The sequence below is a fragment of the Hymenobacter latericoloratus genome (assembly GCF_014199535.1).
GTDB lineage: Bacteria > Bacteroidota > Bacteroidia > Cytophagales > Hymenobacteraceae > Hymenobacter > Hymenobacter latericoloratus.
On sequence record NZ_JACHNV010000004.1, the window covers coordinates 160,508 to 185,931 of the forward strand.

24 protein-coding genes are annotated in these 25,424 nt (G+C 59.0%); 16 read left to right on the forward strand and 8 right to left on the reverse strand.

Going from position 1 to position 25,424, the window contains the following annotated elements:
- Positions 1–30: 30 nt before the first annotated feature.
- Together GGU46_RS15145 and GGU46_RS15150 are read left to right on the forward strand one after the other, a co-directional pair.
- Positions 31–1,422 (forward strand): alpha/beta hydrolase family protein, encoded by a 1,392-nt coding sequence (locus GGU46_RS15145; protein ID WP_139924758.1) that lies wholly within the window; start codon positions 31–33, stop codon positions 1,420–1,422.
- A 74-nt stretch (positions 1,423–1,496) separates the two neighbouring features.
- Complete coding sequence (locus GGU46_RS15150; RefSeq protein ID WP_183404413.1) at positions 1,497–2,147, forward strand: OmpA family protein; 651 nt, start codon at positions 1,497–1,499, stop codon at positions 2,145–2,147.
- 184 nt (positions 2,148–2,331) lie between these two features.
- On the opposite strand, the gene GGU46_RS15155 is transcribed toward GGU46_RS15150, so the two are convergent.
- A complete protein-coding gene (locus GGU46_RS15155; RefSeq protein ID WP_139924756.1) occupies positions 2,332–3,234 on the reverse strand; it encodes a carboxypeptidase-like regulatory domain-containing protein in 903 nt (300 codons plus the stop codon).
- A 227-nt stretch (positions 3,235–3,461) separates the two neighbouring features.
- On the opposite strand from GGU46_RS15155, the gene GGU46_RS15160 reads away from it, so the two are divergent.
- A complete protein-coding gene (locus GGU46_RS15160) occupies positions 3,462–3,728 on the forward strand; it encodes a FeoA family protein (RefSeq protein WP_139924755.1) in 267 nt (88 codons plus the stop codon).
- A gap of 9 nt (positions 3,729–3,737) precedes the next feature.
- Complete coding sequence (feoB, locus tag GGU46_RS15165) at positions 3,738–5,921, forward strand: ferrous iron transport protein B (RefSeq protein WP_183404414.1); 2,184 nt, start codon at positions 3,738–3,740, stop codon at positions 5,919–5,921.
- A 93-nt stretch (positions 5,922–6,014) separates the two neighbouring features.
- On the opposite strand, the gene GGU46_RS15170 is transcribed toward feoB, so the two are convergent.
- The 7 genes from GGU46_RS15170 to GGU46_RS15200 form a co-directional block, all read right to left on the reverse strand.
- Positions 6,015–6,722, reverse strand: a complete 708-nt coding sequence (locus GGU46_RS15170) for an SAM-dependent methyltransferase (protein ID WP_183404415.1) — start codon at positions 6,720–6,722, stop codon at positions 6,015–6,017.
- An 11-nt stretch (positions 6,723–6,733) separates the two neighbouring features.
- Positions 6,734–7,513, reverse strand: coding sequence for an alpha/beta fold hydrolase (locus GGU46_RS15175; protein ID WP_183404416.1), 780 nt, complete (start codon positions 7,511–7,513; stop codon positions 6,734–6,736).
- Between the two features lie 46 nt (positions 7,514–7,559).
- Positions 7,560–9,464 (reverse strand): ATP-binding protein, encoded by a 1,905-nt coding sequence (locus tag GGU46_RS15180; protein WP_183404417.1) that lies wholly within the window; start codon positions 9,462–9,464, stop codon positions 7,560–7,562.
- A 179-nt stretch (positions 9,465–9,643) separates the two neighbouring features.
- Positions 9,644–10,237, reverse strand: coding sequence for a hypothetical protein (locus GGU46_RS15185; protein WP_183404418.1), 594 nt, complete (start codon positions 10,235–10,237; stop codon positions 9,644–9,646).
- Between the two features lie 12 nt (positions 10,238–10,249).
- Positions 10,250–11,308, reverse strand: coding sequence for a selenide, water dikinase SelD (gene selD, locus GGU46_RS15190; protein ID WP_183404419.1), 1,059 nt, complete (start codon positions 11,306–11,308; stop codon positions 10,250–10,252).
- Positions 11,309–11,350: 42 nt separating this feature from the next.
- On the reverse strand, positions 11,351–12,409 hold the full coding sequence (gene mnmH / locus GGU46_RS15195; RefSeq protein ID WP_183404420.1) for a tRNA 2-selenouridine(34) synthase MnmH: 1,059 nt from the start codon (positions 12,407–12,409) through the stop codon (positions 11,351–11,353).
- A gap of 57 nt (positions 12,410–12,466) precedes the next feature.
- Entirely contained in the window at positions 12,467–13,180 is a 714-nt protein-coding gene (locus tag GGU46_RS15200) for a pyridoxine 5'-phosphate synthase (protein WP_183404421.1), read from the reverse strand.
- An 82-nt stretch (positions 13,181–13,262) separates the two neighbouring features.
- Between GGU46_RS15200 and GGU46_RS15205 the strand changes: the two genes are divergently transcribed.
- From GGU46_RS15205 to bamA, 12 genes are all read left to right on the forward strand, one after another.
- Positions 13,263–14,318, forward strand: coding sequence for a hypothetical protein (locus tag GGU46_RS15205; RefSeq protein ID WP_183404422.1), 1,056 nt, complete (start codon positions 13,263–13,265; stop codon positions 14,316–14,318).
- 27 nt (positions 14,319–14,345) lie between these two features.
- Positions 14,346–14,810 (forward strand): GatB/YqeY domain-containing protein, encoded by a 465-nt coding sequence (locus GGU46_RS15210; protein WP_139924746.1) that lies wholly within the window; start codon positions 14,346–14,348, stop codon positions 14,808–14,810.
- Positions 14,811–14,935: 125 nt separating this feature from the next.
- Positions 14,936–15,457 carry a CvpA family protein gene (locus GGU46_RS15215; RefSeq protein WP_183404423.1) on the forward strand — a complete coding sequence of 174 codons (522 nt, stop codon included), beginning with the start codon at positions 14,936–14,938 and terminating at the stop codon, positions 15,455–15,457.
- 68 nt (positions 15,458–15,525) lie between these two features.
- Complete coding sequence (locus tag GGU46_RS15220) at positions 15,526–16,119, forward strand: anthranilate synthase component II (protein WP_183404424.1); 594 nt, start codon at positions 15,526–15,528, stop codon at positions 16,117–16,119.
- A gap of 13 nt (positions 16,120–16,132) precedes the next feature.
- The gene (locus tag GGU46_RS15225; RefSeq protein ID WP_183404425.1) at positions 16,133–16,909 is read left to right on the forward strand and encodes an alpha/beta fold hydrolase; all 777 of its coding nucleotides are present in this window, start codon (positions 16,133–16,135) and stop codon (positions 16,907–16,909) included.
- A 148-nt stretch (positions 16,910–17,057) separates the two neighbouring features.
- A complete protein-coding gene (locus GGU46_RS15230; protein ID WP_183404426.1) occupies positions 17,058–17,735 on the forward strand; it encodes a CBS domain-containing protein in 678 nt (225 codons plus the stop codon).
- A gap of 37 nt (positions 17,736–17,772) precedes the next feature.
- Positions 17,773–19,206 (forward strand): POTRA domain-containing protein, encoded by a 1,434-nt coding sequence (locus GGU46_RS15235; RefSeq protein ID WP_184094055.1) that lies wholly within the window; start codon positions 17,773–17,775, stop codon positions 19,204–19,206.
- A gap of 37 nt (positions 19,207–19,243) precedes the next feature.
- Positions 19,244–20,137 (forward strand): NAD kinase, encoded by an 894-nt coding sequence (locus tag GGU46_RS15240; protein WP_183404428.1) that lies wholly within the window; start codon positions 19,244–19,246, stop codon positions 20,135–20,137.
- Positions 20,138–20,261: 124 nt separating this feature from the next.
- Entirely contained in the window at positions 20,262–21,152 is an 891-nt protein-coding gene (locus GGU46_RS15245) for a DUF6089 family protein (RefSeq protein ID WP_183404429.1), read from the forward strand.
- Positions 21,153–21,192: 40 nt separating this feature from the next.
- Positions 21,193–21,948, forward strand: coding sequence for a type IX secretion system protein PorG (porG, locus tag GGU46_RS15250; protein ID WP_183404430.1), 756 nt, complete (start codon positions 21,193–21,195; stop codon positions 21,946–21,948).
- Between the two features lie 168 nt (positions 21,949–22,116).
- On the forward strand, positions 22,117–22,863 hold the full coding sequence (locus tag GGU46_RS15255) for an isoprenyl transferase (protein ID WP_183404431.1): 747 nt from the start codon (positions 22,117–22,119) through the stop codon (positions 22,861–22,863).
- A gap of 9 nt (positions 22,864–22,872) precedes the next feature.
- Positions 22,873–25,392: an outer membrane protein assembly factor BamA gene (gene bamA / locus GGU46_RS15260; protein ID WP_183404432.1), complete on the forward strand. Its 2,520-nt coding sequence runs from the start codon at positions 22,873–22,875 to the stop codon at positions 25,390–25,392.
- Positions 25,393–25,424: the final 32 nt, after the last annotated feature.

The window sequence follows — 25,424 nt, forward strand, 5'->3', positions numbered from 1 at the left end:
ACCAGCCAACGCATTTTTGCTCTAGCTGCCATGAACCATCTGTTTCGTTTGGGCCGCCTGCTGTTGGGCCTGAGTATCGTTATGCTCATGGGGGGGCGGCCGGCTGCGGCCGCCGCCTCCCTGGAGGGCTTCTGGAAAGGCCCTCTGAAAATGCCAGGGGGCCAACTGGAAGTGGTATTCCGCTTGGTAAGCCTGACCAACGGCTCCTACTTCGCGACCCTCGATGTACCGCTGCAAAAAATCAGCCGCTTGCCCGTAACCGTCACTACCCACGGCGACACGGTAGTATTTGAGGCCGAAGACGTGGGCAGCCAGTTCACCGGCCAGCTGCTACCGGGCGGCAAGGAAGTGCAGGGCACCTGGAAGCAGCCCGGCTACTCCGTGCCCATGACCCTGCAGTACGCTCCTCCGCCCATCAGTACGGCTCCTAAGGCCCGCCTGACCCCGCCTTACCGCGAAGAAGACGTGCAGTACACTAACACCGCCGCCGACCTGCGCTTTGGCGGCCAGTTGACGGTACCGGCCGGCGAAGGCCCGTTTCCGGCCGTGGTGCTGGTTGCCGACGATGCCGGCTACGACCGTGACGGAACCGTGGGCGACTACCGCCTACTGGGCATTCTGGGCGACTACCTCACGCGCCGCGGCATTGCCGTGCTGCGGTTTGATAGCCGCGGAGCCGGCGAAACCGGCGGCATTCTGGCTACCGTGGAGGAAACCGTCACCGACGTGCAGGCGGCTCTTAACTACCTCCGCACTCGGCCCGAAATCAACCTGAGCCAGCTCGGCGTAATCGGGCACGGACTGGGCGGGAACGTGGCGCTGCTGACCGCCGCGCAGCCGCTACCCCCCAACTTTGTGGTAGCCCTGGCGGCGCACGGGCAGCGGGGAGCTCCGCTGGCAGTGGAGCAGCAGGCTAACACCCTCAAATCGTTGGGGGCCGATGAGGCCCAGGTAGAGGCCGCCGTAAAACGCCAGCAGGCTATTATGGAAATTATTCAGAATACGGCCAACGCTGCCCAGGCCCGTGCCATCGTGGCCAACATGATCCGCCAGACCAATCCGTCGGTCGATTCCATTACGGCCCGGGCCGGCGCTGTAGAACTAACTACCCGGCGCTACCGCAGTTATCTGGCCTTTGACCCGCTGCCCAAACTGGGCCAGGTAAAATGCCCCGTGCTGCTGCTCAATGGCACCGCCGACCTGAACGTAGCCCCCGAGACCAACCTGACTGCCCTAAGCAAGGCCCTCAGGGGCAACAACGCCGTTACCAGCCGCAAGCTTACCGGTGTCAACCATTTGTTCCAGAGCGATGCCTCCACCTGGCCGCTGGTAAATGGAGTGCCCAAGGAAAGCTTCTCGCCCGAAGCGGAAGAAGTCATCCGCCAGTGGATTGTCAGTCTGACGCAGAAGAAAACTCCCTGATTTTTTGCGGAAAGACCTACCTGAGGGGCTAATCTGCGTACTACGTATCTCGTTTATTTAATCTCCCCTTTACCATGAAAAAGCACCTTCTTTCCCTGCTGGCTGCTACCACGCTGCTGGCTTCTTGCTCTGATCTGAAAAAGCCCGAAGAAAAAGACCAGCCCCAGGAGGCTACTGCTGATACTGCCGTAGTGTACCGCGACGGGCAAACGGCAGCTGACGCCGCTGGCGATGCTACGGCGGCCACCGGTAACGCCGCCGACAAAGCCGGTAATGCGGTCAGCAATGCCTGGGACATGACCAAAGCCAAGCTGGCCGACGTGAAGCTGGAAGAAATTGACCTGCCCGAAGTGAGCGTACGCGGCGACGACCAATACAATGTGTACGGGCTTGAGGAAAAAGTACTTTTTGACACGGATAAAGCTGAAATCAAGCCTACCGCTACCCGCGCCCTGTCCGAAATCAGCGCCTCTATTGCCCGCCGCCACCGTGGCAAAGACATCCAGGTAATGGGCTTTGCTGACGCCCGCGGCGACAAAAACTACAACCGCGAGCTGAGCGCCCAGCGCGCCGCCGCCGTGCGCGACTGGCTCGTGAAAAACGGTCAGGTAGCCGCCGACAAAATCAGCCTGGAGCCCATGGGCGAAGCCGCACCGGTTGCTTCCAACGCCACGGCTGCCGGCCGCCAGGAAAACCGCCGCGTAGAAATTGCCGTGCGCAAGTAAAATCGCAGACTGCCGCTGCTTTTCTTGATTTCGCTGATTGCTAACGGCGCAATACCAGAGAACCAGTCAGCATTCTAAAAACCAAAAAGGCCGCCTCACAGTGTGAGGCGGCCTTTTTTGCCAAAGGCGGTATTTCTGTTTACTGCAATCAGCGAAGTCAGATTAATCAGCGACAATCTGCAGTTTAGTCTTTAATCTGATCCACCTCGGCCCGGATCATGGCGTTGTAGCGCTGGCCGTTGTTGGCCAGGGTAATCAGGCTCCAGCCCCGGCCGATGGTGTAGTTCCAGGTACGGCTTTCCTTGAACTCGAAAGTTGGGCGCAGAATCTGGCCGTAGGGCGTGTAGTTGTCCATGAAGTTGGTGGTGTAGAACTTGTCGCCGCTCACAATCCACTCCATGGCCACGAAGAAGCCTTCCGTCGGGGCTTCAATGTTGTACTGGGTCAGGTCAATAGTGTACCACTCGCCGCCTTTCGGCGCCGATACTACGATGTTCTCGGTCAGCAGGTCGGTGTTGGGCGAGTTGTAGTTGCCGTCAGCTTTGTAGAGACGCACCCGGAAAGGCTCCCGCGGAAAACCGTTTTCCCCAATGTAGAACGATACCGAGCGCACGTTACCCAGCTTTTTGCCTTTGTCGTTTTTCACGAAGAAAGCGTACTGGCTGCCCGGCATGCCCTGAATCATGCCTTCGCCCGGCGTGCTCGACTTCGAGCCCAGGTCCAGGTTTTTGATCTTGGCGCTGCTGACCACTTTTACTTCCTTCAGGGCAATAGCGCGCTTGGGAACCTCAATGATCATGTCCTGGATTTTAATACCGGGCTTGATCAGCACTGCCCGGTGGAAGTAGCCGAGCGCTACCACTACCAGCGAGTCCTGGGGGTTTTTCTCGGGCATGGCAATCTGGAAGTAGCCGTACTCGTTGGTCAGGGCACCGGTTTGTTCTTCCTTCAGGCCGATGGAGGCGAAGGGAATAGGCTCCTTGGTCTTTTCATCGACGACGCGGCCCGAGATTTTGTTCTCCTGAGCGAAGCTCAGTGCCGGCAGAAGCAAAGCAAAGAAGAGAAGGGAAAGTACGCGTTGAAGCATATGCAGACAGTATATGGATATGCCAAAATTACAATGAATCTGGGCATTACATGCAAGTACTCTGAGAATATTTATACCAATGCAATTTGTCTTCGGAATAATTACAAATCAGACAATTATGCGTTGGGCAGGAGCAACAAAATGTCGCGCCCAAGCGAAAAGCTGGTTTTGGCCGAAACCTAAAAGGGTGGTACCTTTGTTTGAAGTAAATCTAAATAACTCCACCCGTGTCGAAGCGTTCCACTCTTACCCCGTCGCCGGCCGCGCCCCGCAGCGTGACAGACCTCCAACTGGGGGAGAGCGGCACCATCTGCTGCCTGAAAGACCCCGAAATGGCACTGAAGCTGTTGGAGATGGGGTGCATTCCGGGTACGCAGGTTCGGCTCAACAGCCGGGCGCCGTTGGGTTGCCCCATCACGGTGGTGGTAGGCGACATGGCAGACTACACGTTGTCGTTGCGGGTAAGTGAGGCGGCAACTATTCTCTTGAAATAACCAGCGTACATGGCAGGCGGGCAATTACTTTCCGGCCGGGCCGGCGTGGGGGTATCGGCAGCCCAACTGGAAAGAAGTGCCCTGCGCCATCCTGGCCCGCTGACCCGCATTGCGCTGGTTGGCAACCCCAACTCGGGTAAATCCTCGCTGTTCAACCAACTCACGGGCCTTAACCAGAAGGTAGGCAACTTCCCGGGCGTGACGGTGGACCGCAAAACGGGCATCAGCCAGCTGACTTCCCAGCACCGGGCCGAAATTATTGACCTGCCTGGTACGTACTCGCTCTACCCCAAGAGCCTCGATGAGAAGGTCATCACTGATCTGTTCTATGACCAGAGCAGTGACCAGTACCCCGACTTTGTGGTGGTAACGGCCGACGCGAGCAACCTGCGCCGCAACCTGCTGCTGTTTACCCAGCTAGCCGATATGGGCTTGCCTACGGTGCTGGCCCTGAACATGATGGATGTGGCTGAGCAGCACGGCGTCCGGATTGATGTGGCCACGTTGCAGGAGGAGTTGGGTGTGCCCATCATCCCGATGAACGCCCGGAAGGGGGTAGGCATTGCCGCCCTTAAAATAGTGATGGCGCAAACCCTGGATGCGCCCGCTACTCGGTTCTACGTGCCTGATGAGGAGCTGCTGCCCATGATCCGGCAGATCCGCTACTACTTTAACCTGCACAACGATTACCTGGCCCTGCATTACGCCCACCAGTACCGGCACATCAGCTTCCTGAGCCCCGACGACCGGGCCTATATTCAGGAGCTGACGGAGCAGTACGGCTTTGAGCCCACGGCGCGGCAGGCCCAGGAAACCATCGACCGGTACCAGCGCATCAACGAGATTCTGCTCAACTGCGTGTCGGTGACGCGCACGGAGAAAAACGAGCCCTACAGCAACCGCCTCGACCGGGTGCTGACCCATAAGGTGTGGGGCTACCTGATTTTTCTGGCTGTGCTGTTTCTGCTGTTCCAGGCAGTGTTTGAGCTGGCCAGCTACCCCATGGAGGTGATTGACTCTGGCGTGGCCTGGCTGAACGGCACCATCCAGGACCACCTTCACGGCCCACTGATTGACTTGCTGACGGAAGGCATTCTGGCCGGCTTGGGCGGGGTGCTAATTTTCATTCCGCAGATTGCCCTGCTGTTTGCCTTTATTGCCGTGCTGGAAGAAACCGGCTACATGGCCCGCGTTACGTTCATGATGGACCGCATCATGCGCAAGTTTGGGCTGAACGGCAAAAGCGTGGTGCCCCTGATTTCGGGCATGGCCTGCGCTGTGCCGGCCATCATGAGCGCGCGCACCATTGAGAACCGCAAAGACCGGCTCATCACCATCTTCGTGACGCCATTGATGTCGTGCTCGGCCCGCATTCCGGTGTACACCGTGCTCATTGGCTTAGTCGTGCCCGACCAGACGGTGCTGGGCATTTTTAACCTGCGTGGCGTGGCCCTGATGGGCTTGTACCTGCTCGGGTTCGTGTCGGCCGTGGGCTCGGCGTGGGCCATGAAGCTGCTGATGCGCACCAAAGACCGGAGCTACTTTATCATGGAGTTTCCGGTGTACCGCTGGCCGCGCTGGAAGAACGTGGGCCTTACTATTCTGGAGAAGGTGAAAGCCTTTGTGTTTCAGGCGGGTAAGGTGATTCTGGCCATTTCCGTGATTCTGTGGGTACTGGCCTCCTATGGCCCTTCCGGCGCCATGGAGCAGGCTGAGCGCACGGCCCGGGCTACCGCCGCTACGCAGGCCCTACCCCCCGCCGAAACCGAAAGCCTGATTGCCTCGCAAAAGCTGGAAAGCTCCTACGCCGGCCATTTTGGGCACTTCATCGAGCCGGCTATCCGACCGCTGGGCTTCGACTGGAAGATTGGTATTTCCCTGCTGACTTCCTTTGCCGCCCGCGAAGTTTTTGTGGGCACTATCAGCACCATTTACAGCGTGGGTCAGGACGCTACCGAGCTGACGGTTCAACAAAAGCTGGCTACCGAAAAAGACGAGAGCGGGCAGCCGTTTTTCACGCCGGCGCGGGCGTTTTCGCTGCTGGTGTTCTATGTATTTGCCATGCAGTGCATGAGCACCCTGGCCGCCACTTACCGCGAAACTAAAGGCTGGAAGTGGCCCCTGCTCCAGATGTTTTACATGACGGGGCTAGCTTACGTTTCTTCCCTGCTGGTGTATCAGCTTCTGAAGTAGATTTTACCCCATGCACACGAAAAAGCCTGCTGAACTGAGTTCAGCAGGCTTTTTCGTGTGCATGGGGTAGTAAGGCGAAATACACATTTCGCCTTACTGGCCAATCAGGAAAACCGCAGGCTGTTTATGAATGTCGGGGAGAGCGGCTTTCTTCCAGCCGGCTATGGTATCTGTGCGCACAAACTCGTTTGCGGCGGTGAGGCTGGCGGCTACGCACAGGCGGGTGCCGGGGTGCAGGGTCTGGAGCAGGTCTTCCAGCAGGGGCAGGTTGCGGTAGGGCGTCTCGATGAATAGCTGGGTTTGGTGCTGCTGCAAAGCCTGTTGCTCCAGCTTTTTGAGGGCGGCCACGCGCTTGGCCCGCTCAATAGGCAAGTATCCGTGAAAAGCAAAACTCTGTCCGTTCATACCCGAAGCCATCAGGGCCAGCAGGAGAGAGGAAGGCCCCACCAGTGGCACCACCCGAATACCCAATTGGTGGGCCCGCCGGGCCAGCTCAGCGCCTGGGTCGGCAATGCCGGGGCAGCCCGCCTCAGAAATAACCCCGGCGTGCTGGCCGGCCGCTACCGGGGCCAGGGCCGCCTGAATCTGAGCTTCGGTGCTGTCCTTGTCGATGACGCTGACGCGCAGCTCCTCAATTACCTGCTGCGGGGCCACGCTCTTGATGAAGCGCCGCGCCGTACGGGCGTTTTCTACCAAGAAATACGACAGACCAGCTACCTGGGCCGCCACCTGCGGGGGTAGCACCTGGGCCGCCGTGTCCTCGGCCAGCACGGTAGGAATGAGGTAGAGTGTGCCTTTCACGTGCCTGCCGCTTATTGTTCAATGAAGGCCTTCACCAACCCGAAAACTTCCTCCGGCTTTTCGGCGTGCACCCAGTGGCCCGCGTCCACTACGGTTTCTACCTGCGAGTTCGGGAACAGCGTTGGGATACTGTAGAGCTTGTCCTCGGTAGTCACGTAGTCCGATTTGCCGCCCCGGATAAATAGGGTTGGCTTCAGGAAGGGTTGCTCGGCGCTGATTTCGGCCCCGATGTCCTCCATTTCGGCGGTCAGCACCGCCAGATTGGGGCGCCAGGCAAAGGAGTTGTCGTCGCGGCGGTAAAGGTTTTTAAGCAGAAACTGGCGCACATCTACCTGCCGGATGTACTGAGCTAAAGCTTCGTCAGCCTGCTGACGGTTTTCCAGGGCGGCCAAGGGCACGGCGTTCAGGCCGGCCACAATTTCATCCTGGTGGCGCATGTCGGAAAAGCGCGGGGCAATGTCCACCACCACGAGTTTGCCCAGCTGCTGGGGGTAGTCGAGGGCGAAGCGCATGGCCACCTTGCCGCCCATGCTGTGGCCCATCAGGGTTGCGTCGGGGCCGAGTTGGAGCTGGTTGAACAGGCCCAGCACATCCTGGCTCATGAGGGCGTAAGTGTGCTCCGGGGCGTGGGGCGAGCGGCCGTGGTTGCGTAAATCGACAACAATAACGCGGTGGCCGGCCTCGGCCCAGCGCCGGGCCAGCGTCTGCCAGTTGTCGAGGGTGCCAAACAGGCCGTGCAGAATAACCAGCGGGGCGCCCTGCCCCATTTCGCGAAAGTGAAGTTGCAGCATAACCCTGCAAAGATGCAGACTTTGCCAGTAGGAACGCGTGCCGGACTTACCCGCCGGTGCGGGCCGCCGGCAGGGTAATAGCCACCGTAGTTCCCTGCCCGGGCGTGCTCCGGATGTCGAGGCTACCCCCTTGCCGCTGCATAAAGGCCCGGCACAGCAGCAGGCCCAGGCCCGTGCCGGAGCGGGGACCACGCCGGAGCGGAGCACTGGGGCCGCTATCAGTGAGCAGGGCCGCCACCTGCGCTGGTTCCATGCCCGGGCCCGTATCGGTCACGCTCAGCCGTACGCCGGAGCCCGGCAGTGCCTCCGCCGACAAGCAGATGGTGCCGCCCGGTGGGGTAAACTTCAGGGCATTGCCAACCAGGTTGCGCAGCACTGTTTGCGTCATGTGCGCATCGGCCCACACGGCCAACTCCTCCGATGCGCCGAACGCCAGGGTTAGCTGCTTGGCCTCGGCCGTGTTGGCGTACAGCTGCCCTACTTGACTGAGCAGGTCATCCACGGACAGGCGCTCGGGGCGGAAGGCCAGTTCCCCGGTCTGGCTCACGGCCCAGTTCAGGAGGTTGTCGAGCAGGTGATTAAGTTGGTGGGCCGATTGCCGAACCAGGTCCGGCAGCCGGCGCAGGCCCTGTTCGTCGCCGCGCTTGAGGTAGAAGTCAATTAGCTCCGTAACGCCCGCGAAGGAGGTAACCGGACCGCGCAAATCGTGGGCCACAATGGCGTACAGGCGGTCTTTGGAGGCGGCCAGCTGGCGCAATTCCCGCGAGGCTTCTTCCAGAAACCGGTGGTTAGCCGCCAGTGCCGCCCGGCTCCGGCGGAGCTTTACGTAGAGCAGGCCTACCCCACCCAGGCCCAGCAGCAGCGCGGCAATGGTACCCCACAAGGCGCGGGTGCGCTGCTGCGCGCTACGGCTACGCTCCATAAGCTGCCGGATCTGGCTTTCTTTTTCGGCGGTTTCGAAGCGGGTCTGCAGGGCCGTCAGGGTCTGCACGCGGGAACGGCTGTTCAGGCTGTCATTCAGGTCCCGAAAACGGCTCTGCCACTCGAAGGCCTGCTCAAACTGGCTGCGGCTGGCGTTGATTTCGGCCATCAGGTTGTAGGCATCCAATACCCGCTCCTGGTAGTTAATGCGGCGGGCCAGCCCCAGGGCCCGCCGGGTCAGCTCCTCGGCCTCATCCAGCTCGCCCTTCACCAGCAGCACCGTGGCCAGCAGCTCCAGATGGCCGGCCTCGAAGCGGTGGCTTTTCAGGCTTTCTACCAGGGTAACGGCCTGGCGCAATAGCCCCTCCGCCGTTTCCAGCTGGTCCATCTGCAAGTAGAAAGAGCCCAAATCGGCTAGGTATAGCGATTCGCCAGCCCGGTCGCCGGTGCGGCGGGACAGTTGCAGGGCCCGCCTGATAAACACCAGCCCCTCCGGCCGGCGGCGCAGGTAAAAGTAGAGGTTGCCCAGGTTGCCGAACAGCATGAGCTGCGTCCGCACCCGCACGCCGGGCTGGTAAGCCAGCTCCAGCGCCCGGCGGTAGTTAAGTAAGGCGGCCGCCGTGTCGTTGCGCTCGTGGTATACCCCGCCCATGCTGGCATAGCTGCGCACAATGCCGTCGGAGTCATTGAGTTGACGCGCCAACTGGAGGGCTTCCTGCTGAAGCTCCAGCGCATACGGGCCATCGGCCAGGTTGGCGTAGCAGCTACCCAGATTGAGCAGGCCCCGCAGCAGGCCCTGCTGGTCCTGGATGCTGCGGGCCAATGCCACGCTTTGCTCGCCGTAGCGTAGCGCCCGGGTAGGCGCGTTGTCGTGCAGCTCGTAGCAAAGGGCATTGAGTAGCCGCACCCGGCCGGTATCGGGGGGCTGGGTGCGTAGTAGGCGCAGCAGGTTCGTTTCCGTAGCGGTTTGAGCCACTACCGTCGTACAGGCAACGCAGAACAGAAAGAAGCTAAAGAATAAGCGCTGCATCAGCAACGGTAGGCAATAGGATGGCTGGAGTTCCAGGAGGAACTTCCAATAGGAGGGGCGGCAATTAGATTTCGTAATATAGAGGGGTGGCTATGAAATATAACGTTGCAGGCAACCGAATATGGATACAGTTCAGCTTCTGTGTCAGAAGATTGAACGCCCCCGGGACGGCAGTTGGCTCAGGCCCAGCAGAACCAGCGCTGCTTTTTTTCCAGGGGCGTGTTGCGCAGAAACTCCGTCACCGGCTCCAGATTCGTGAGCAGAGAGGTGAGCGTGAGTACTTCGCCGGTTTGCAGGTAAAGTTTCAGGTAGGTGTAGCGACTCCAGAACAACCGGTTTGACTGGCAGGTGACGCGCTCCACCCGCGTAAGGTCTTTCTTGCCGAACGGAATCCTGACCCGGCCTTCATACACTTCCAGCACATTCTGCTTGGGATCAAAGACCAGGGTAGTGTGCAGATTGCGGGCGTAGTACTGGCTGTGCAGCAAAAAGGCCGGCAATGAAAACCCCAGCACTATCGAGGCTATAGCCGACAGCAGCACCAACTCGAAGGCGGAAAGCGTGCTCACGTAGAAGAAGGAAACCAGAAACGGCATACCTACCCCCAGGCACAGCAGCGGCCAGAACAGCAGTGCCAGCTGGCGCAGAAATGTGGGCCGGTACACCCGGCTGTTGCGGGTAAAAAAATTGGTAATGATGCGCAGCCCTACGGCCATCAGGGCAATGGCGGCCGCTGCTTCCAGCAACGGCCGCAGAAAAGGCAGCAGCTTCATGCCGGCACCAGCTTAGCGGACCAGAATCCAGGGCTCCCCGGCCGTGTGGGCCCGCAGCCGCCCAAAGGGCTCCAGCCCAAGGCCATGCGCGGCAAAGAGGGCCTGCACGGCGGCACGACCCGCCGGCTCTACGCACACCAGCAGCCCGCCGGAGGTTTGCGGGTCGCAGAGCCACTGGCGCTGCTCCTCGGTAATTTCCCCAATCTTATGGCCGTAGGAATCCCAGTTGCGCACCGTGCCGCCCGGAATAGATTTCTGGGCGCGGTATTGCTCGGCCTCGGGTAAGCGCGGCACTTTGCTGAACTCCACTTCGGCCGTGAGGTTGCTACCCTCACACACTTCGGCAAGGTGCCCCAGCAGCCCGAAACCCGTTACATCGGTCATGGCGCGTACGGCCGTAAGCTGGCCCAGGGCCTCACCTATCTTGTTGAGCTGCATCATGCTGCGCGGGGCAATCTGCTCGTGCTCGGGCTGCAGAATACCGCGCTTCTGCGCCGTGGTGAGCATGCCTACCCCCAGCGGCTTGGTTAGGTACAGCTCGCAGCCGGCCGTGGCAGTATCATTCTGCTTAAGGTTGTTGATGTCGAGCAGGCCCGTCACGGCCAGCCCGAAAATCGGCTCCGGCGAGTCGATGCTATGACCGCCGGCCAGCGGAATGCCCGCTTCGGCGCAGATGCTGCGGCTACCCTCAATAACACGGCGGGCCACTTCGGGCGCCAGCTTATCAATGGGCCAGCCCAGCACGGCAATGGCCATTACCGGCCGCCCGCCCATGGCGTACACGTCGGAAATAGCGTTAGCCGAGGCAATGCGTCCAAAGTCGTAGGCATCATCCACGATGGGCATAAAAAAGTCGGTGGTGCTGATCAGGGCTTGCCCGCCGCCAATGTCGTACACGGCCGCGTCGTCGCGGGAGGAGTTGCCGACCAGCAGCTTATCGTGGTGAGGCTGCGGAATGCTGGTGTGCAGAATCTGATCAAGCACCTTGGGCGCAATTTTGCAGCCGCAGCCGGCGCCGTGGCTGTACTGGGTCAGGCGAATGGGGTTGGTGGTTTCGGGGGCGAGCGACATAGAAGAAAAGGATACGAATGAAGGGGTAGGCGGGAGGCTGCTTTAGCTGTTGGGGTTGGCCTGTTCCGAAGGGGTAGGGGCCAGGAAACCAGCCCGTAGCGCCGCCTGCTGCACTAACTCGGCGTTTACCAGTGGGTCGGCCGTTTCGGAGGTAACGCGCACTACCCGGCGGCCTTCGAGGCCGTGGCTGTAGGTACGGTCATAGTAATCAAGCACAAGGCTGACCATTTTCTCCATATCCTCCTCCCCAATGGCGGCCAACGCTTCTTTGGTAGCCAGTCCGCCCAGCCGCTTCCGGATTTTTAGGATGCTGGCGGCCAACGCGGCCGGGTCATGCCGGCCGTATTCCTCGGCCAGCTTGCGTACCCGCACCTCTCGCGGAATTTCCAGCACCAGCAAAGGGGAGGAGTGAAGCTGGGTGAACAGGGAGGTAGGAACGTGCACGCTCCCGATGGTACGGCTTTCGTCCTCAACCCAGGTGGGCACCTCGTCCGGCAGCGTTGCCAGCACGGCGGCCACATCATTCTCAAACTGCTCCTGCGTGGGTTGGGGGGGGAGGCCAATGCTGCCGAAAGCCGACCCTTTGTGACTAGCCAGCCCTTCCAGATCCAGCACCGGCTGCTGGGTAGCGGCCAGCGCCTGCAGCACATCAGTTTTGCCCGAGCCGGTGAGGCCGCCCAGCACCAGCAACGCGCGCGGCTTCCCAAACTCCTGCAGCACCCACTGGCGGTAGTCCTTGTAGCCTTTGTTCAGGAGCTGCACCTGAAACCCGGCCAGCTCCAGCAGCCACAGTACAGCACCGCTGCGCATGCCGCCTCGCCAGCAGTGCACCCGCACCTGCTTGTGCGGGGCGAGTTTTTGGGCCTGCTTTACCATCTGGCTCATGCGTGGTCCAAAGAAATCCAGCCCGAGCAGCACGGCTTTCTCCTGGCTCATTTGCTTGTAGGTGGTGCCAATGCGGGCCCGCTCCTCGTCCGAAAACAGCGGAAAGCTCAGGGCCCCGGGAATATGTCCCTGGGTGTACTCCACCGGGGCGCGCACATCCAGAATGGGCGCTTCGGCGGGGCCTTGCAGGAAGTCGGGCAAAGAAAGACGAGGCATAGCAGAGAATACCAACCCAGGAGTTGGGCGTAGGAAAAGAGAGGAGGTAGCGCCGGACTACTGCAGCTGCCGCCGATAGAGCTGGATGGTGTTTTCCAGTCCCATATACAAGGCGTCGCAGATCAGGGCATGACCAATACTAACCTCCGCCAGGCCTGGTAGGTTCTGGTGCAGGTAGGCTAAGTTGTCCAGGTCCAGGTCGTGGCCGGCGTTGAGGCCCAGGCCCAACTCCAGGGCCACTTCTGCCGCCTCCCGGTAGGGCCGGATGGCCTGTTCCCGGTCGGCGTGGTAGCGGCGGGCGTAGTCTTCGGTATAAAGCTCAATCCGGTCGGTGCCGGTGCTGGCAGCGGCCCGCACTAGTTCTGGCACGGGGTCCAGGAAAATGCTGACGCGGGCGCCCAAGCTTTTCAGGTCCGCTACTACATCCTGCAGGTACTCCTGGTGCCGGACGGTGTCCCAGCCGGCGTTGGAGGTAATGGCATCGGGAGCGTCAGGCACTAGCGTCACCTGCTCGGGGCGCACTTCGCGCACTAGGTCCAGAAAATCGGGGGTAGGGTTGCCTTCCACATTGAGTTCCGTAGTAACCATACGCTTCAGGTCGCGCACGTCCTGGTAGCGGATGTGGCGCTCATCGGGGCGGGGGTGTACCGTAATGCCTTGGGCCCCAAACCGCTCACAGTCGCGGGCGGCCTGCAGCAAATCGGGGCGGTTGTGGCCGCGGGCGTTCCGTAGGGTGGCTATTTTGTTGATATTTACGCTGAGCTTGGTCATATGCAAAAGCGGCACTGAGGGTGAGTACGTGGTCAAAGATACATAGCCCCAACAGCGCCGGCCGATTTTAGTTGAGGTACCTATGGTAATCCGCCTTCCTGTTTCTGCCCGACCCGCGCTGGGGTTTGGCTTGCTGCTGCTGGCCGTTATCGGCCTGGAATGGCTGATCGTGCGGCAGCCGGTGTTCACCCGGCAGCCCCTGCTGCCGGCCGCCGCGAGCTTCGACGTGCTGGTAGGCCTGCCGGTGCTGTTCTACCTGCTGGTGGTGCGCCCTTACCGGCTGCCGCTCAGCACGGTGGCCGCCGCCTTTGGCGCTGCCGTAGGGCTGGGCTACTGGCTGATTCCGGGCCCCCAGCAGCAGTATGTGCAGTGGGCCGGGCAGGTGCTGGGAGTAGTAGAAACCCTGACGGTGGCGCTGCTACTGCTAAACCTGCGGCGGCTGCAACGGGCCTACCGCGCCGCCCGCCGCCACACACCCGAAGTAGCGGAGCGGCTCACAGCCGCTTTCCGGCAGGTGTTTGGCCGGCCGCTGGCTCCGCTGGTATTTGAGTTGCTGCTGTTTTACTACGGCCTGCTCAGCTGGCGGGCCCAGCCGGTGGTGGCTGCCGGCAGCCGGGTGTTCACCAACTACCAGAATTCGGCCTTTACGGCGTACGTGGGTACGGTCATGCTGCTGTCGGGGGTCGAAATGGGGACCTTACACCTACTGCTGGCCTGCTGGAGCCCAGTGGGGACCGGAGTTGCGCTGCTGGTGCATCTCTATGGGCTGCTGGTGCTGCTGGCCCACGTGCGGGCCGTGCGGCTGCTGCCGGTGCAGCTAACGGCTGAACAAGAGTTGGTGGTGCGCGTCGGCTTTTTCTGGACGGTGCGGCTGCCCCGTGCGGTGCTGGTGGCGGCGCAGTTGCTGCCCGATACCCCCGCCCCGGCCCCTGGCCGCCTGAACCTGGCCCGCCCGCTGCTCACGCCGCCCAACTTGCTGCTGGTGTGCGCCGCGCCTCAGCCCCTCCTGGGGCCCTACGGCCTGCGCCGGAATGCCCGCGAGTTGGCGCTCTACGTAGATGATGCTGCCGGCCTGCTGGCCGCCCTAGCGCTGCCCGAAAACCCGGCCGGCAGCCCCGTATTCAGGAATAAGCCGTAATCTTGCACCTCCATTATCCCCCTAGCTATGGCTCTGAAAGAAACCATCGACGCAGATATTAAAAAGGCCATGCTGGCCAAAGACAAAGTGCGCCTGACTGCTCTGCGCAGTATCAAGTCGCAGATTCTGCTGGCTGAAACGGCCGAAGGGCAGCACGGCGCCGCCCTCACCCCCGATGCCGAGATGAAGCTGCTGACCAAAGCCGCCAAGCAGCGCCGCGAAGCCGCCGAAACGTACCAGAAACAATTCCGCTCTGACCTGGAAGAAGTAGAGCTGGCTGAGCTGGCCATTATCGAAGAGTACCTGCCCCAGCAGCTTTCCGAAGCTGACCTGGTCGAGAAGCTGGTGGCCATTATCCAGCGGGTAGGCGCCACCGGCCCCTCCGACCTGGGCAAGGTAATGGGGGTAGCCGCCCGCGAGCTGGCCGGCCAGGCCGACGGCCGTCAGATTTCTCAGGTAGTCAACAACCTGCTCAACAATACGAATGTGTAATGGGAAGAATGTGATAAATAGGGGTAAATGCGCGAAATGTGAAATCTGACGGGCATTTAGCTGACAATCAAAGCTCGCGTCGCTCACATTCGTCTCATTCCGCACATTTTTCACATTCTCCTTCCATGTCCGGCTTCGATATTCTGCTGCTTATTCCGCTGGGCATTGGGGCAGTGCAGGGCTACCGGCGCGGCTTGCTGCTGGAGGTAGCCTCGTTGCTGGCCCTGGTGCTGGGCGTAATAGGCGGACTGGCCCTGCTCAACGATGCCATTCCGCTGGTACGGCACTATGCGGGTGAGGCCTTCGGCTTGCTGCCGCTGGTGTCATTTGTGCTGGTTTTTGCCGCCATTGGCTGGGGAGTTCATTTGCTCAGCAGCTTTATCCGGACGGCCGTGCATCTTACCCCGCTCGGGCTGCTGGACAGCCTGGGAGGAGCTGCCAGCGGTGTCCTCAAGTGGGTGCTGGGTCTGAGTTTGCTGCTGCACGGTATTGGCATGGCCGGGTTGCAACTGGTTTCCCCGCAGCTGGTAGCCGAGTCGCAGGTGCTGCCTATCGTCCGGGAGGCTACGCCCCTGGCCCTGAGTATTGTTGGCTTTGTGCTACCCTTCGCCGGTACCCTGCTCGATAGGCTGCGGGACGTGTTTTAGGTTAAGCCCGGCTATCTGCCCGGAATGTCCGCCATAGTGAATGGTAGGTTCTATGCGTATTGCTGGTTATGCGTCTGTTGCTGCTGGATAACGTTGATTCCTTTACCTATAACCTGCTGGATTATCTGCAGCAGGTAGGCTGCACGGTAGAAGTGCGCCGCAACAGCGCGAGTCTATCGGAAATTCAGGCCCTGGCCTTTGATGGCATTGTGTTGTCGCCGGGGCCGGGTACGCCGGCCGGAGCCGGCGTCATGCCGGCCCTCATCCAGGAGTATCATGCCCGGGTGCCTATGCTGGGCGTTTGCCTGGGGCATCAGGCATTAGGGGCGTTTTTCGGGGCCCGGCTCCGCCGTGGTGAGCGTCCGGTGCACGGCAAGGTATCGGAAATTGAGTGGCAGGTTTCCAGCCCGCTCAGTGCCGGTCTGCCGGTTCGGATGCCGGTTACCCGCTACCATTCGCTTATACTGGATCAACTGCCGGCCACGTTGGAGGCCCTGGCGTACACTACAGCTGACGGCGAACTAATGGCGCTGCGGCACCGGAGTCTGCCCCTGTACGGAGTGCAATTCCACCCGGAGGCCCTCCTGACTCCCAATGGCCTGGCATTGCTGGGCAATTGGGTCAAGAATTGTATCATTGCACACCCTGCCCCCCGGCAGTAAATTACCTGGCACGATGGCGCTGCAGATCAAGGATAAAAATGGCTTTCAGTACGTAGATGAGGGTACCGGTGAGGTGCTGCTGCTGCTGCATGGCCTGTTCGGAGCCCTCAGCAACTGGCAAGAGGTAGTGGCCGGGTTCAGCGCACAGTACCGTGTGGTAATCCCGCTGCTCCCCATCTACGACATGCCCCTGACGAAAGCCGGCGTGCCCGGTCTGGTTTCCTTCGTGGAGGATTTTCTGGCGGAAGTAGGCCTCACGGCGCCCTGCACCGTGCTGGGCAACTCGTTGGGCGGGCACATTGCCCTGGTGTACACGCTTCGCAATCCGGGCCGCGTTTCCCGCCTGGTGCTTACGGGCAGCAGCGGCCTGTTCGAGGACAGCATGGGCGGCTCGTTTCCCAAGCGCGGGAATTATGCCTACGTGCAGGAACGCGTCGCCTATACGTTCTACAACCCGGCCGTAGCTACCCGGGAGCTGGTAGATGAAGTCTTCAGCGTGACGAACTCTAACGCTAAGTGCCTGCGCATTATCAGCATCGCGCGCTCGGCCCAGCGGCACAACCTGGCCAAGGAGCTGCACCAGATCCGGGTTCCGGCCTTGCTGGTATGGGGCCTGAACGATACCATTACGCCGCCGGTGGTAGCCCACGAGTTTAACCGCCTGCTTCGGCACTCCGAGTTGCGCTTTCTGGACCAGTGCGGCCACGCTCCCATGATGGAGCGCCCCCAGGAGTTCAACCAGCTGCTGCAGCAGTTTCTGGTGCGTACCCAAGTGCCGGTAGCCGGCTAGCTGGCACGAGCCAACGTACATTCATCCAGGGGGGGGCAGCGGTTGATCCGGCTGTGTTACTCTTTTGGCCCGCTTCGTACGTATGTATTGCTGAAAATCGTTCTTTTGGTAGTGTCCCTGCACGCATCCTCGTTCCCCGCTCCGCCCCATGAACTCCATTATTGCTGAAGACTTACTGAATCAAATGATTCCGCCCCTGAAAGTGACGGACTCAATGGAGAAGGCGGCCCGGTGGCTCGAGGAGTTTCACGTGAGCCAGCTGCCCGTACTCGACCAACGCAGCTACCGGGGCCTGATTACCGAGGCTGACCTGCTGGACCAGGATGCCAGCACCCGCCTGCTGGGTGAGGTAACGCTTAACTACGGCAACGTGCACGTGCAGCGCGACCAGCATTTCTATAACATCATTGAGCTGGCCGTGCAAAACAAGGTGCAGCTGGTTCCCGTGCTCGACGATCAACGGGAGTATCTGGGGGTAGTAACCGTTAGCGATACACTGGCTGCCTTTGGCAAGGTACCGGTTGCCAGCAGCCAGCAGGGCATCATTGTGCTGGCCATGGAGGAACGCGACTATTCCCTGACCCAGATCAGCCGCTACGTGGAGGAAAACAACGCCAAAGTCATCAGCGCCCATGTGGCTCAGGATGAGCACGATCCGTATCGTATCCGCCTGACCCTCAAGTTGAATACCCCGAATATTGCCCGCATCATTGCTACCCTGGAGCGGTTTAACTACTCCATTACGGCTCAGTTCAGTGGCACCGAAGAGGTAAGCGAAGACGAGCAGCAGCGCTACGATGCCCTGCTGCGCTACCTGAATATCTGAGGCGGGCGTAGTGCTGAGTTGTTTTCTGACCTTCCTGTTGGGCCTGTTGCCATCGGCCTCATCGGCTGGCAGACCCGAGGTAGCGTATGCCTCACCTCCCGACTCCCTGCGCCGCGCCGTTACCGACAGCCTCGTGTACGCGCAGTGCCCTGATTATGCGACTTACCGGGTGGCTACCATCCTTTTTGTGGGCAATAAGGTTACCAGGGAAACCGTGCTCTGGGCCGAGCTGGACTTCCGGGAAGGAGACACGCTACAGGCTCCTACCCTGGGTAAACGGCTGGAAGCCAACCGTCGTCGTCTGTTTAACCTGCAGCTGTTTCATCAGGTGCTGGTGCAAGCCGTTTGCCGGAACGGGGAGCTGACCATCCTTTATAGCGTGCAGGAGCGGTGGTACACGTTTCCGGTGCCCATTTTCTCCCTGGCTGACCGCAACTTCCGGTCCTGGCTCGACCGCCCCGACCGGTGGCAGCGGGTTGACTATGGTCTTCACGTAGTTCGGCGCAACTTCCGGGGCCGTAACGAGCAGCTGCTGGGCAATCTGCAGTTAGGCTTTAACCGCAAATATGAGCTCTTCTACGAGGCGCCTGGCTATGGTCGTCGCCGCCGGATCGGAGTAGGCGCCGGTTTTTCCTACTACCGCAGCCGCGCCCTCGACTATGCTACCCGCCAGGATAAGCTTTTGAACCTGCGGCAGGAGAAAGCCTTTCCCATTGAGCGGCAATATGCCAGTTTGGGGTTGCGCTGGCGGCGCACTGTGCAGCACCTCACCGCCCTGGATGTATCCTATCACCGGGAGCAGGTTTCCGATTCTGTGCTGTATTACAACCCCACGTACTATTTGGGCGGGCCCCGCCGCGAGTATCTTGAGTTGGCTCTAGTGAGCACGCTTAATCAGCGTAATACTTTTGCCTACCCCCTCACGGGGCAGTATGCTCAGGCCGCCCTAACCTACCGGGCTTTCTTGACCAGTGGTGCCCCCGATATCGTGACGCTACGAGGGCGCTACGCACGCTACCTGGCCTTGGGCGGGCCATTCTACTACAGCATTGGGGCGCAGGCGCAGTTCCGGCTAACGTCGCGGGTTAGCTACGCCGATAACCGAGCGTTGGGCTACGAGGCCCTGGTGCGAGGATACGATGCCTATGTAATAGACGGGCGCCACTACGGACTGCTTCAGCAAGGCGTCACGTATAAGCTGCTGGACGTCGGCCGGCTCCACCTTAAAGGACTCCGGACGGCCAAGTTCAATACCATCCCGCTCGTATTTTATCTCAATACCTTTGCCGATGTGGGGTATGTGCGTCAACCTACCGTCTTACCAACCAATCGGTTGCCCAACCGGTTATTGGCCTCCGGGGGGGTAGCCCTGCACCTGACCACGTACTACGACTGGGTCTTCACGCTGGAGTACGCCCGGAACCGGGAGCAACAGGGCGGGCTCTTTTTTCGGACCCAGTTTCCTATTTAGCCATCCTGCCAGCCTATGGTCAGGTTACATTTTGAGTATGAAAATTGCCATACTGGGTAAGCCATTCAGCGATGATCTGACGCCGGCAATGCGAGAAATGATCAACGAGCTAGTGCGGCGTCAGGCCGAAGTCAGCATTCTGGAATCATTTCACGCCTACCTGAGCGAGCGGATGGAGCTGCCGGCCGGCATCACTACCTTCAACCGAAGCAACTCCCTGCAAGGAACCCGCTTTGTCCTTAGCATTGGCGGCGATGGTACGCTGCTGGATACAGTTACCTACGTTGGCTCTCTACAAATCCCGATTCTGGGCATCAACACCGGCCGGCTTGGCTTTCTGGCCACTATTTCGCCAGATAGGATTCTGCCCGCCCTGGATTCTCTGTTCAAAGGTCATTTTGTACTGGAAGACCGTAGCCTTATCCGGGTCGATACGGACCCAGATACATTCGGTAGTATCAACTTTGGACTCAACGAGTTCAGCATCCTGAAGCGCGATACTTCTTCCATGATTGTGGTGCATACCTACATTGATGGCGAGTACCTGAACTCCTACTGGGCCGACGGCCTGATTGTAGCAACCCCCACCGGCTCCACGGGGTATTCGCTAAGCTGCGGCGGACCCGTAATGCTACCCCAGACAAACAATTTTATTATTGCTCCCGTATGTCCCCACAATCTGAACGTACGCCCTCTGATTGTGTCGGACCGGAGTGTTATTTCCTTCGAGATAGAAGGCCGGAGCAATAATTTTCTGCTCTCCCTCGACTCTCGTTCCGAAACCGTGGAGGCCGGAATTCAGATTGCCGTTCGCCGGGAAAATTTCAACGCTCGACTGGTAAAGCTGAATCACGTTAACTTCCTGAGTACCTTGCGCAGTAAGTTAAACTGGGGTCTGGACCGCCGAAACCCGGCCGGCATACCTATCTAAGCATAGAGAATTTCCATTAATAGTTTTTTAAGTTGACGTCATCTTCTACTTTTGCTGCTGACTGCGACCGTGCCCGTACAATTCTCGCATTCTTCAACCAGAATATTTCTAACCTTCGCTTAATATGAAGCAACTCTTCACTTACACTACGACCCTGCTACTAGTCCTTGCACTGGTAGCAACGGAAGCCAGTGCCCAGCAATTCAGCAAGCGGAAGCAGTATAATTCCGTTGGAGTAACCATAAGTGGCATGAACTACTTTGGCGACATTACCCCAAAACCCAGCATTCCGAGCTTCCGCCCGGGCGCAACGCGCCTCAATGTTGGCCTGACGTTCACGCGCCGGTTTGCGCCGCGCATCTCGGGCCGTGCCTCGCTAAGCTATGGCCGTATCAGCGGCGATGATGCCAAAGCAGCTGACCAGAACGACCCGGAAGCTAAGTTCCGCTACAACCGGAACATGAACTTCCGGAACGGCATTCTGGAGTTTGCTGCTACTGGTGTTTTCGACCTGATCGAAAACCGTAATAACTACATCCGTCGCCCTGACTTTGCTCCTTACGTATTTGCTGGCGTTGGCGTAATTCACCACAACCCTAAAGGTTTGGATGCCGATGGCAATTATGTGGCTCTGCAACCGTTAAGAACCGAAGGACAATCGGAAGGCTATTCCCAAACTCAGTTCGTGATTCCCTTCGGCGCTGGTGCCCGTTATAAGCTGAACAAGCAGTTTGACATCGGCCTGGAGCTTGGTTTCCGTAAAACGTTTACTGACTATCTTGACGACGTAAGCGGCAACTATGCTCCTGTTTCTGCCTTGCAGGGGGATGCAGCCAAGTACTTTGGCTATTACATCACGGGCGGTAGCACTACCGGCTACCCCGGCACCTACGACGAGTCGGTTCAGACCGGCGAGATGCGTGGCAAGAGCAACGAGAAGGACTGGTACACCACGCTGGGTATATCAGTAAACTATATTCTCGCTCCGCGAGTAAGAAGCCCCAAGTTCCGATAGCCAGCAAACTGGCTGTCAGTTTTCACCAACAGCCAGTCTAATGACGTATTCGAAGCGCTTCAAAACACTCCTTACCGGCTTGCTGCCGGTAGGGAGTGTTTTTTTTGCCTGCACCGCAGCGGCCCAAAACACCAGTGAATTAGGAATCGGCCTGGGAGGCCTAACCTATAAAGGTGAACTCTCGCCTCACTACCAGTTTCGGAACAATCGGCCCGCGCTTACGGCCTTCTACCGGAAAGATGTGTCGGCACCCATAACGCTGCGCGCAGGCTTCACCGCCGGTATGTTGCGCGCTGACGATGGCAACGTGAAAGATGTAAACAACCGGACTCCGCCTTTGGCCTCCTACCGCCAAGCTAACATGAAAGGCAGTCTGCTGGAGGCGTCCGGGGTAGTGGAGTACAACTTTTTTGACTATCACAACCGCCGCGACAAAGTCCACTTTACTCCCTATGTGTTTGTAGGGCTGGCCGGATTTTACGCCAGTACCCAAACAACCAGTAGTGCCAACCCGCAACTAGACCGGAAGGCCGGGCTCATCAGCCTGGCTATACCAGCCGGCTTAGGATTCAAATACGCTCTGTCGGAGCACTGGAATCTGGGGCTGGAGGCCGGAGCGCGAAAGTTGTTCACCGATAATCTGGACCATGTAGATGGCAAGTCGCGGGGGCAGGATGACCGGGTTGGCAACCCCAACGACCAAGACTGGTACTTCTACAACGGACTAAGTATTTCCTATACTTTCTACAAAATCCGCTGTCCGGAAACGGGGCAGGCTACTGGCCGGAAGGACTAGCAATTTTCATAAGGGTGGTAGCCCACTGAAATAAACAAATAGAGCAGCCCTCGGCATACTAAGTGCCGGGGGCTGTTCGTATTGTGCCCGGCAGGAGTAACTCGTTATTGGGCAGGCTTGAATGCAACCATTTACGTAACTTGCGGCCTCTTTACGCTAAAAGTCCTGATGGCCGTCCGGTCCGAAATCGATTCCCAGAATATTCCCGCTCACGTAGCTGTCATCATGGATGGCAATGGCCGCTGGGCCAAGCAAAAGGGTGGCTTACGCATTTTCGGGCACCAGAGTGCCATCACGGCCGTGCGCGAAACCGTGGAAGCTGCTGCCGAAGTAGGGGTCCGCTACCTGACGCTGTATGCCTTCTCAACCGAAAACTGGTCGAGGCCGGCTCACGAGGTAATGGCCCTGATGCAGTTGCTAGTGCATACTATTCGGCAGGAAACGCCTACCCTGCTGAAAAACAGCATCCGGCTGCAGGCTATTGGTCAGATCGAGAACCTGCCAGCCTCCTGCCAGAAGGAGTTGGCCGAGGCAATTGAACTCACCAAAGCAGGAACCCGCACTACCTTGCTGCTAGCCCTTAGCTACAGCGGCCGCTGGGATTTAACCCAGGCGGCCCAGCGCATGGCTGCTGAGGTAGCGGCTGGCCGGCTGCTACCCGCTCAGATAACGGAGCAGACGCTAGCCGGCTTCCTCTCGACAGCCGGAATACCGGACCCCGAATTGCTGATTCGTACCAGTGGCGAGCAGCGCATTAGTAATTTCCTGTTGTGGCAGCTGGCGTACACGGAACTGTTTATTACCGATTTGCTGTGGCCTGATTTCCGGCGTGAGCATTTCTACGACGCCCTGCGGGCCTACCAGCAGCGGGAGCGTCGGTTCGGGAAAACCAGTGAGCAGCTAACCATTTCGTAATCACAGAACATGAGTTCTTCCTATCATAAAATTATTCCGGTAGCCGCCCTTGCGCTAACGTTAGGCGCTGTGCCAGCCACCAGCGCCCTTGGGCAGGTGCAGGCTCCTGCTGCAGCCGGTGAGCAACCTCAGCGCTATACCTTGGGGGGAATTTCGATTAGCGGTGCCCGTTACCTTGATGCCAATACGTTGATTGGCCTGACCGGGTTGAAAGTAGGTGACCCTATTACGATTCCGGGGGAGGAAATAGGCAAGGCCATCCGCCGACTCTGGGACCAGGGCATTCTTGGTGACGTGAGCGTAAGTATTGCGCGTACCGAGGGCTCCCGCATTTTTCTGGATTTCAACCTGAAAGAGCGCCCCCGGTTGTCCAAGTTTGAGTTTTCGGGCATTGGCAAAGGGCAGGCCGACGACCTGAAAAACAAAATCAAGCTGATACGGGGCAAAGTAGTGACCGATGCGCTGCTCAGTAACACCCGCGCTCAGGTCCGGAAGTTCTATACCAACAAAGGCTACCTCGATAGTAAGGTGACTATCACGCAGGTGCCCGACTCCTCGCTGTCCAACAGTGTAACCTTGAACATCAAGGTTGACAAAGGAGCGAAAGTCAAGATCAAGGAAATTGCTTTCGAGGGTAACACGGCCTACTCGGATAGCAAACTCAAGGGCAAGCTCAAGAAAACCAAGGAGAAGAAGTTTCCCAAATTCTTTAACTCTGGTAAATTCCAAACAAAGGAATTCGCCGATGATAAGCAAAAGCTCATTGAGTTCTACAACGGCGAAGGCTACCGCGACGCGGTAGTTCTTTCGGATACGCTGGAGCGCGTTGGGGATGGGTTGCGCCTGACCATTCGGGTAGATGAGGGCCCCAAGTACTACTTCCGCAATATCTCGTGGAAGGGCAACTACCTCTACGACGACAAAACTCTGGCTTCCGTACTCGGTATTAAGGAGGGTAGCGTGTACAGCAAAGAAACGCTGGATAAGCGCCTGAACTACAACCCCACGGGCCAAGACGTAACCTCGCTCTACATGAACGATGGCTACCTGTTCTTCCAGATTGAGCCGGTAGAAACCAAGGTGGAGGGTGACTCCATCGATATTGAGATGCGCATCACGGAAGGGGTGCAGGCGCGCATCAAGGATGTAAACATTGCCGGCAACACCAAAACCTCCGACCACGTGGTGCGCCGGGCGCTCTACACCCTCCCCGGTGACAACTTCAGCCGGGAGCAGCTTATCCGTAGCCAGCGCGAAATTGCTACACTGGGGTACTTCGACCCGGAGAAAATTGGATTGAATCCGGTGCCGAACCAGGCCGATGGTACAGTGGACATCAACTACACGGTAGAGGAGAAGCCTTCCGACCAGATCACGCTTTCTGGCGGCTGGGGCGGCTACGCCGGCTTTATTGGCACGGTTGGCCTAGTATTCAACAACTTCTCATTGCGCAAAGCCGGCTCGCTGCGTAACTGGACGCCCGTGCCGGCCGGCGACGGGCAGCGCCTGGCGTTGAACGTGCAGGCCAACGGCCTGCAGTACCAGGCCTATTCTTTCTCCTTCACGGAGCCCTGGCTGGGTGGGCGTAAGCCTAATTCGTTGTCGGTGAGCCTGAACAAGAGCATTCAGCGTTTGGGCACCAACTTCAATGCCGAAACGGGCAGCTTTATCAAAGTGAATAGTGCTTCCGTGAGCTTGGGCCGCCGCCTGCGCTGGCCCGATGACTACTTCACATTGAGCAACTCGCTTTCCATCAGCCAATACAAGCTGCAGAACTACACGTTCTTCCAGAACTTCCAGAACGGCAACGCCAACAACATCACACTCAATACCACGCTTTCCCGCAATAGCATCGACAACCCCACGTTTACGCGGCGGGGCTCCTCGCTGGCGCTAAGCGTGAGCCTGACGCCGCCCTACTCTGTTTTCCCTGGTTCGCACCCCAATGTGAACGAATGGGTAGAGTTCCATAAGTGGATGTTCGATGCTTCGTGGTTTAGCCCCGTAGTGGGCAAGCTGGTACTGAACACCCGGGCTCACTTCGGCTTTATTGGCAGCTACAACTCCAGCCGCGAAATCGGTCCGTTTGAGCGCTTTAAGCTCGGGGGCTCCGGCCTGGGGTACGGTGGTTCCGCTAACTTCCTGGTGGGTACGGAATACGTAGGTCTGCGCGGATATGCCGACCCGAACGATGCCGCTTCTCTGCCTGCTTCCCGCCAACAGTCGAATGGGGGCGTGGTGTACAACAAGTTTGTGCTGGAAATGCGCTACCCCGTCAGCCTGAACCCGGCGGCCACGGTGTACGTGCTGAGCTTTGCGGAAGCCGGCAACTCCTTTGAACGTTACACCGATTATAACCCTTATAAGTTGTACCGTTCGGCCGGGGTAGGGGCCCGCATTTTCATGTCGGCATTTGGTTTGCTAGGCTTCGATTACGGCTGGGGCTTCGACAAAGTGCCGATCTACACCTCTGGCCAGAAGCAAGACAAGGGCATGTTCCACTTTATTATTGGTCAGCAGATCCGCTAAGCCCGGCGGTGCGGCCAGCGACACTTCATCTT

Coding starts and splice junctions, on each gene's coding strand:
- GGU46_RS15145 (WP_139924758.1), top strand. CDS start 31: ATGAACCATCTGTTTCGTTTGGGCCGCCTGCTGTTGGGCCTGAGTATC.
- GGU46_RS15150 (WP_183404413.1), top strand. CDS start 1,497: ATGAAAAAGCACCTTCTTTCCCTGCTGGCTGCTACCACGCTGCTGGCT.
- GGU46_RS15155 (WP_139924756.1), bottom strand. CDS start 3,234: ATGCTTCAACGCGTACTTTCCCTTCTCTTCTTTGCTTTGCTTCTGCCG.
- feoB (WP_183404414.1), top strand. CDS start 3,738: ATGGCAGGCGGGCAATTACTTTCCGGCCGGGCCGGCGTGGGGGTATCG.
- GGU46_RS15175 (WP_183404416.1), bottom strand. CDS start 7,513: ATGCTGCAACTTCACTTTCGCGAAATGGGGCAGGGCGCCCCGCTGGTT.
- GGU46_RS15180 (WP_183404417.1), bottom strand. CDS start 9,464: ATGCAGCGCTTATTCTTTAGCTTCTTTCTGTTCTGCGTTGCCTGTACG.
- GGU46_RS15185 (WP_183404418.1), bottom strand. CDS start 10,237: ATGAAGCTGCTGCCTTTTCTGCGGCCGTTGCTGGAAGCAGCGGCCGCC.
- selD (WP_183404419.1), bottom strand. CDS start 11,308: ATGTCGCTCGCCCCCGAAACCACCAACCCCATTCGCCTGACCCAGTAC.
- mnmH (WP_183404420.1), bottom strand. CDS start 12,409: ATGCCTCGTCTTTCTTTGCCCGACTTCCTGCAAGGCCCCGCCGAAGCG.
- GGU46_RS15200 (WP_183404421.1), bottom strand. CDS start 13,180: ATGACCAAGCTCAGCGTAAATATCAACAAAATAGCCACCCTACGGAAC.
- GGU46_RS15205 (WP_183404422.1), top strand. CDS start 13,263: ATGGTAATCCGCCTTCCTGTTTCTGCCCGACCCGCGCTGGGGTTTGGC.
- GGU46_RS15210 (WP_139924746.1), top strand. CDS start 14,346: ATGGCTCTGAAAGAAACCATCGACGCAGATATTAAAAAGGCCATGCTG.
- GGU46_RS15215 (WP_183404423.1), top strand. CDS start 14,936: ATGTCCGGCTTCGATATTCTGCTGCTTATTCCGCTGGGCATTGGGGCA.
- GGU46_RS15220 (WP_183404424.1), top strand. CDS start 15,526: ATGCGTCTGTTGCTGCTGGATAACGTTGATTCCTTTACCTATAACCTG.
- GGU46_RS15225 (WP_183404425.1), top strand. CDS start 16,133: ATGGCGCTGCAGATCAAGGATAAAAATGGCTTTCAGTACGTAGATGAG.
- GGU46_RS15230 (WP_183404426.1), top strand. CDS start 17,058: ATGAACTCCATTATTGCTGAAGACTTACTGAATCAAATGATTCCGCCC.
- GGU46_RS15240 (WP_183404428.1), top strand. CDS start 19,244: ATGAAAATTGCCATACTGGGTAAGCCATTCAGCGATGATCTGACGCCG.
- GGU46_RS15245 (WP_183404429.1), top strand. CDS start 20,262: ATGAAGCAACTCTTCACTTACACTACGACCCTGCTACTAGTCCTTGCA.
- porG (WP_183404430.1), top strand. CDS start 21,193: ATGACGTATTCGAAGCGCTTCAAAACACTCCTTACCGGCTTGCTGCCG.
- GGU46_RS15255 (WP_183404431.1), top strand. CDS start 22,117: ATGGCCGTCCGGTCCGAAATCGATTCCCAGAATATTCCCGCTCACGTA.
- bamA (WP_183404432.1), top strand. CDS start 22,873: ATGAGTTCTTCCTATCATAAAATTATTCCGGTAGCCGCCCTTGCGCTA.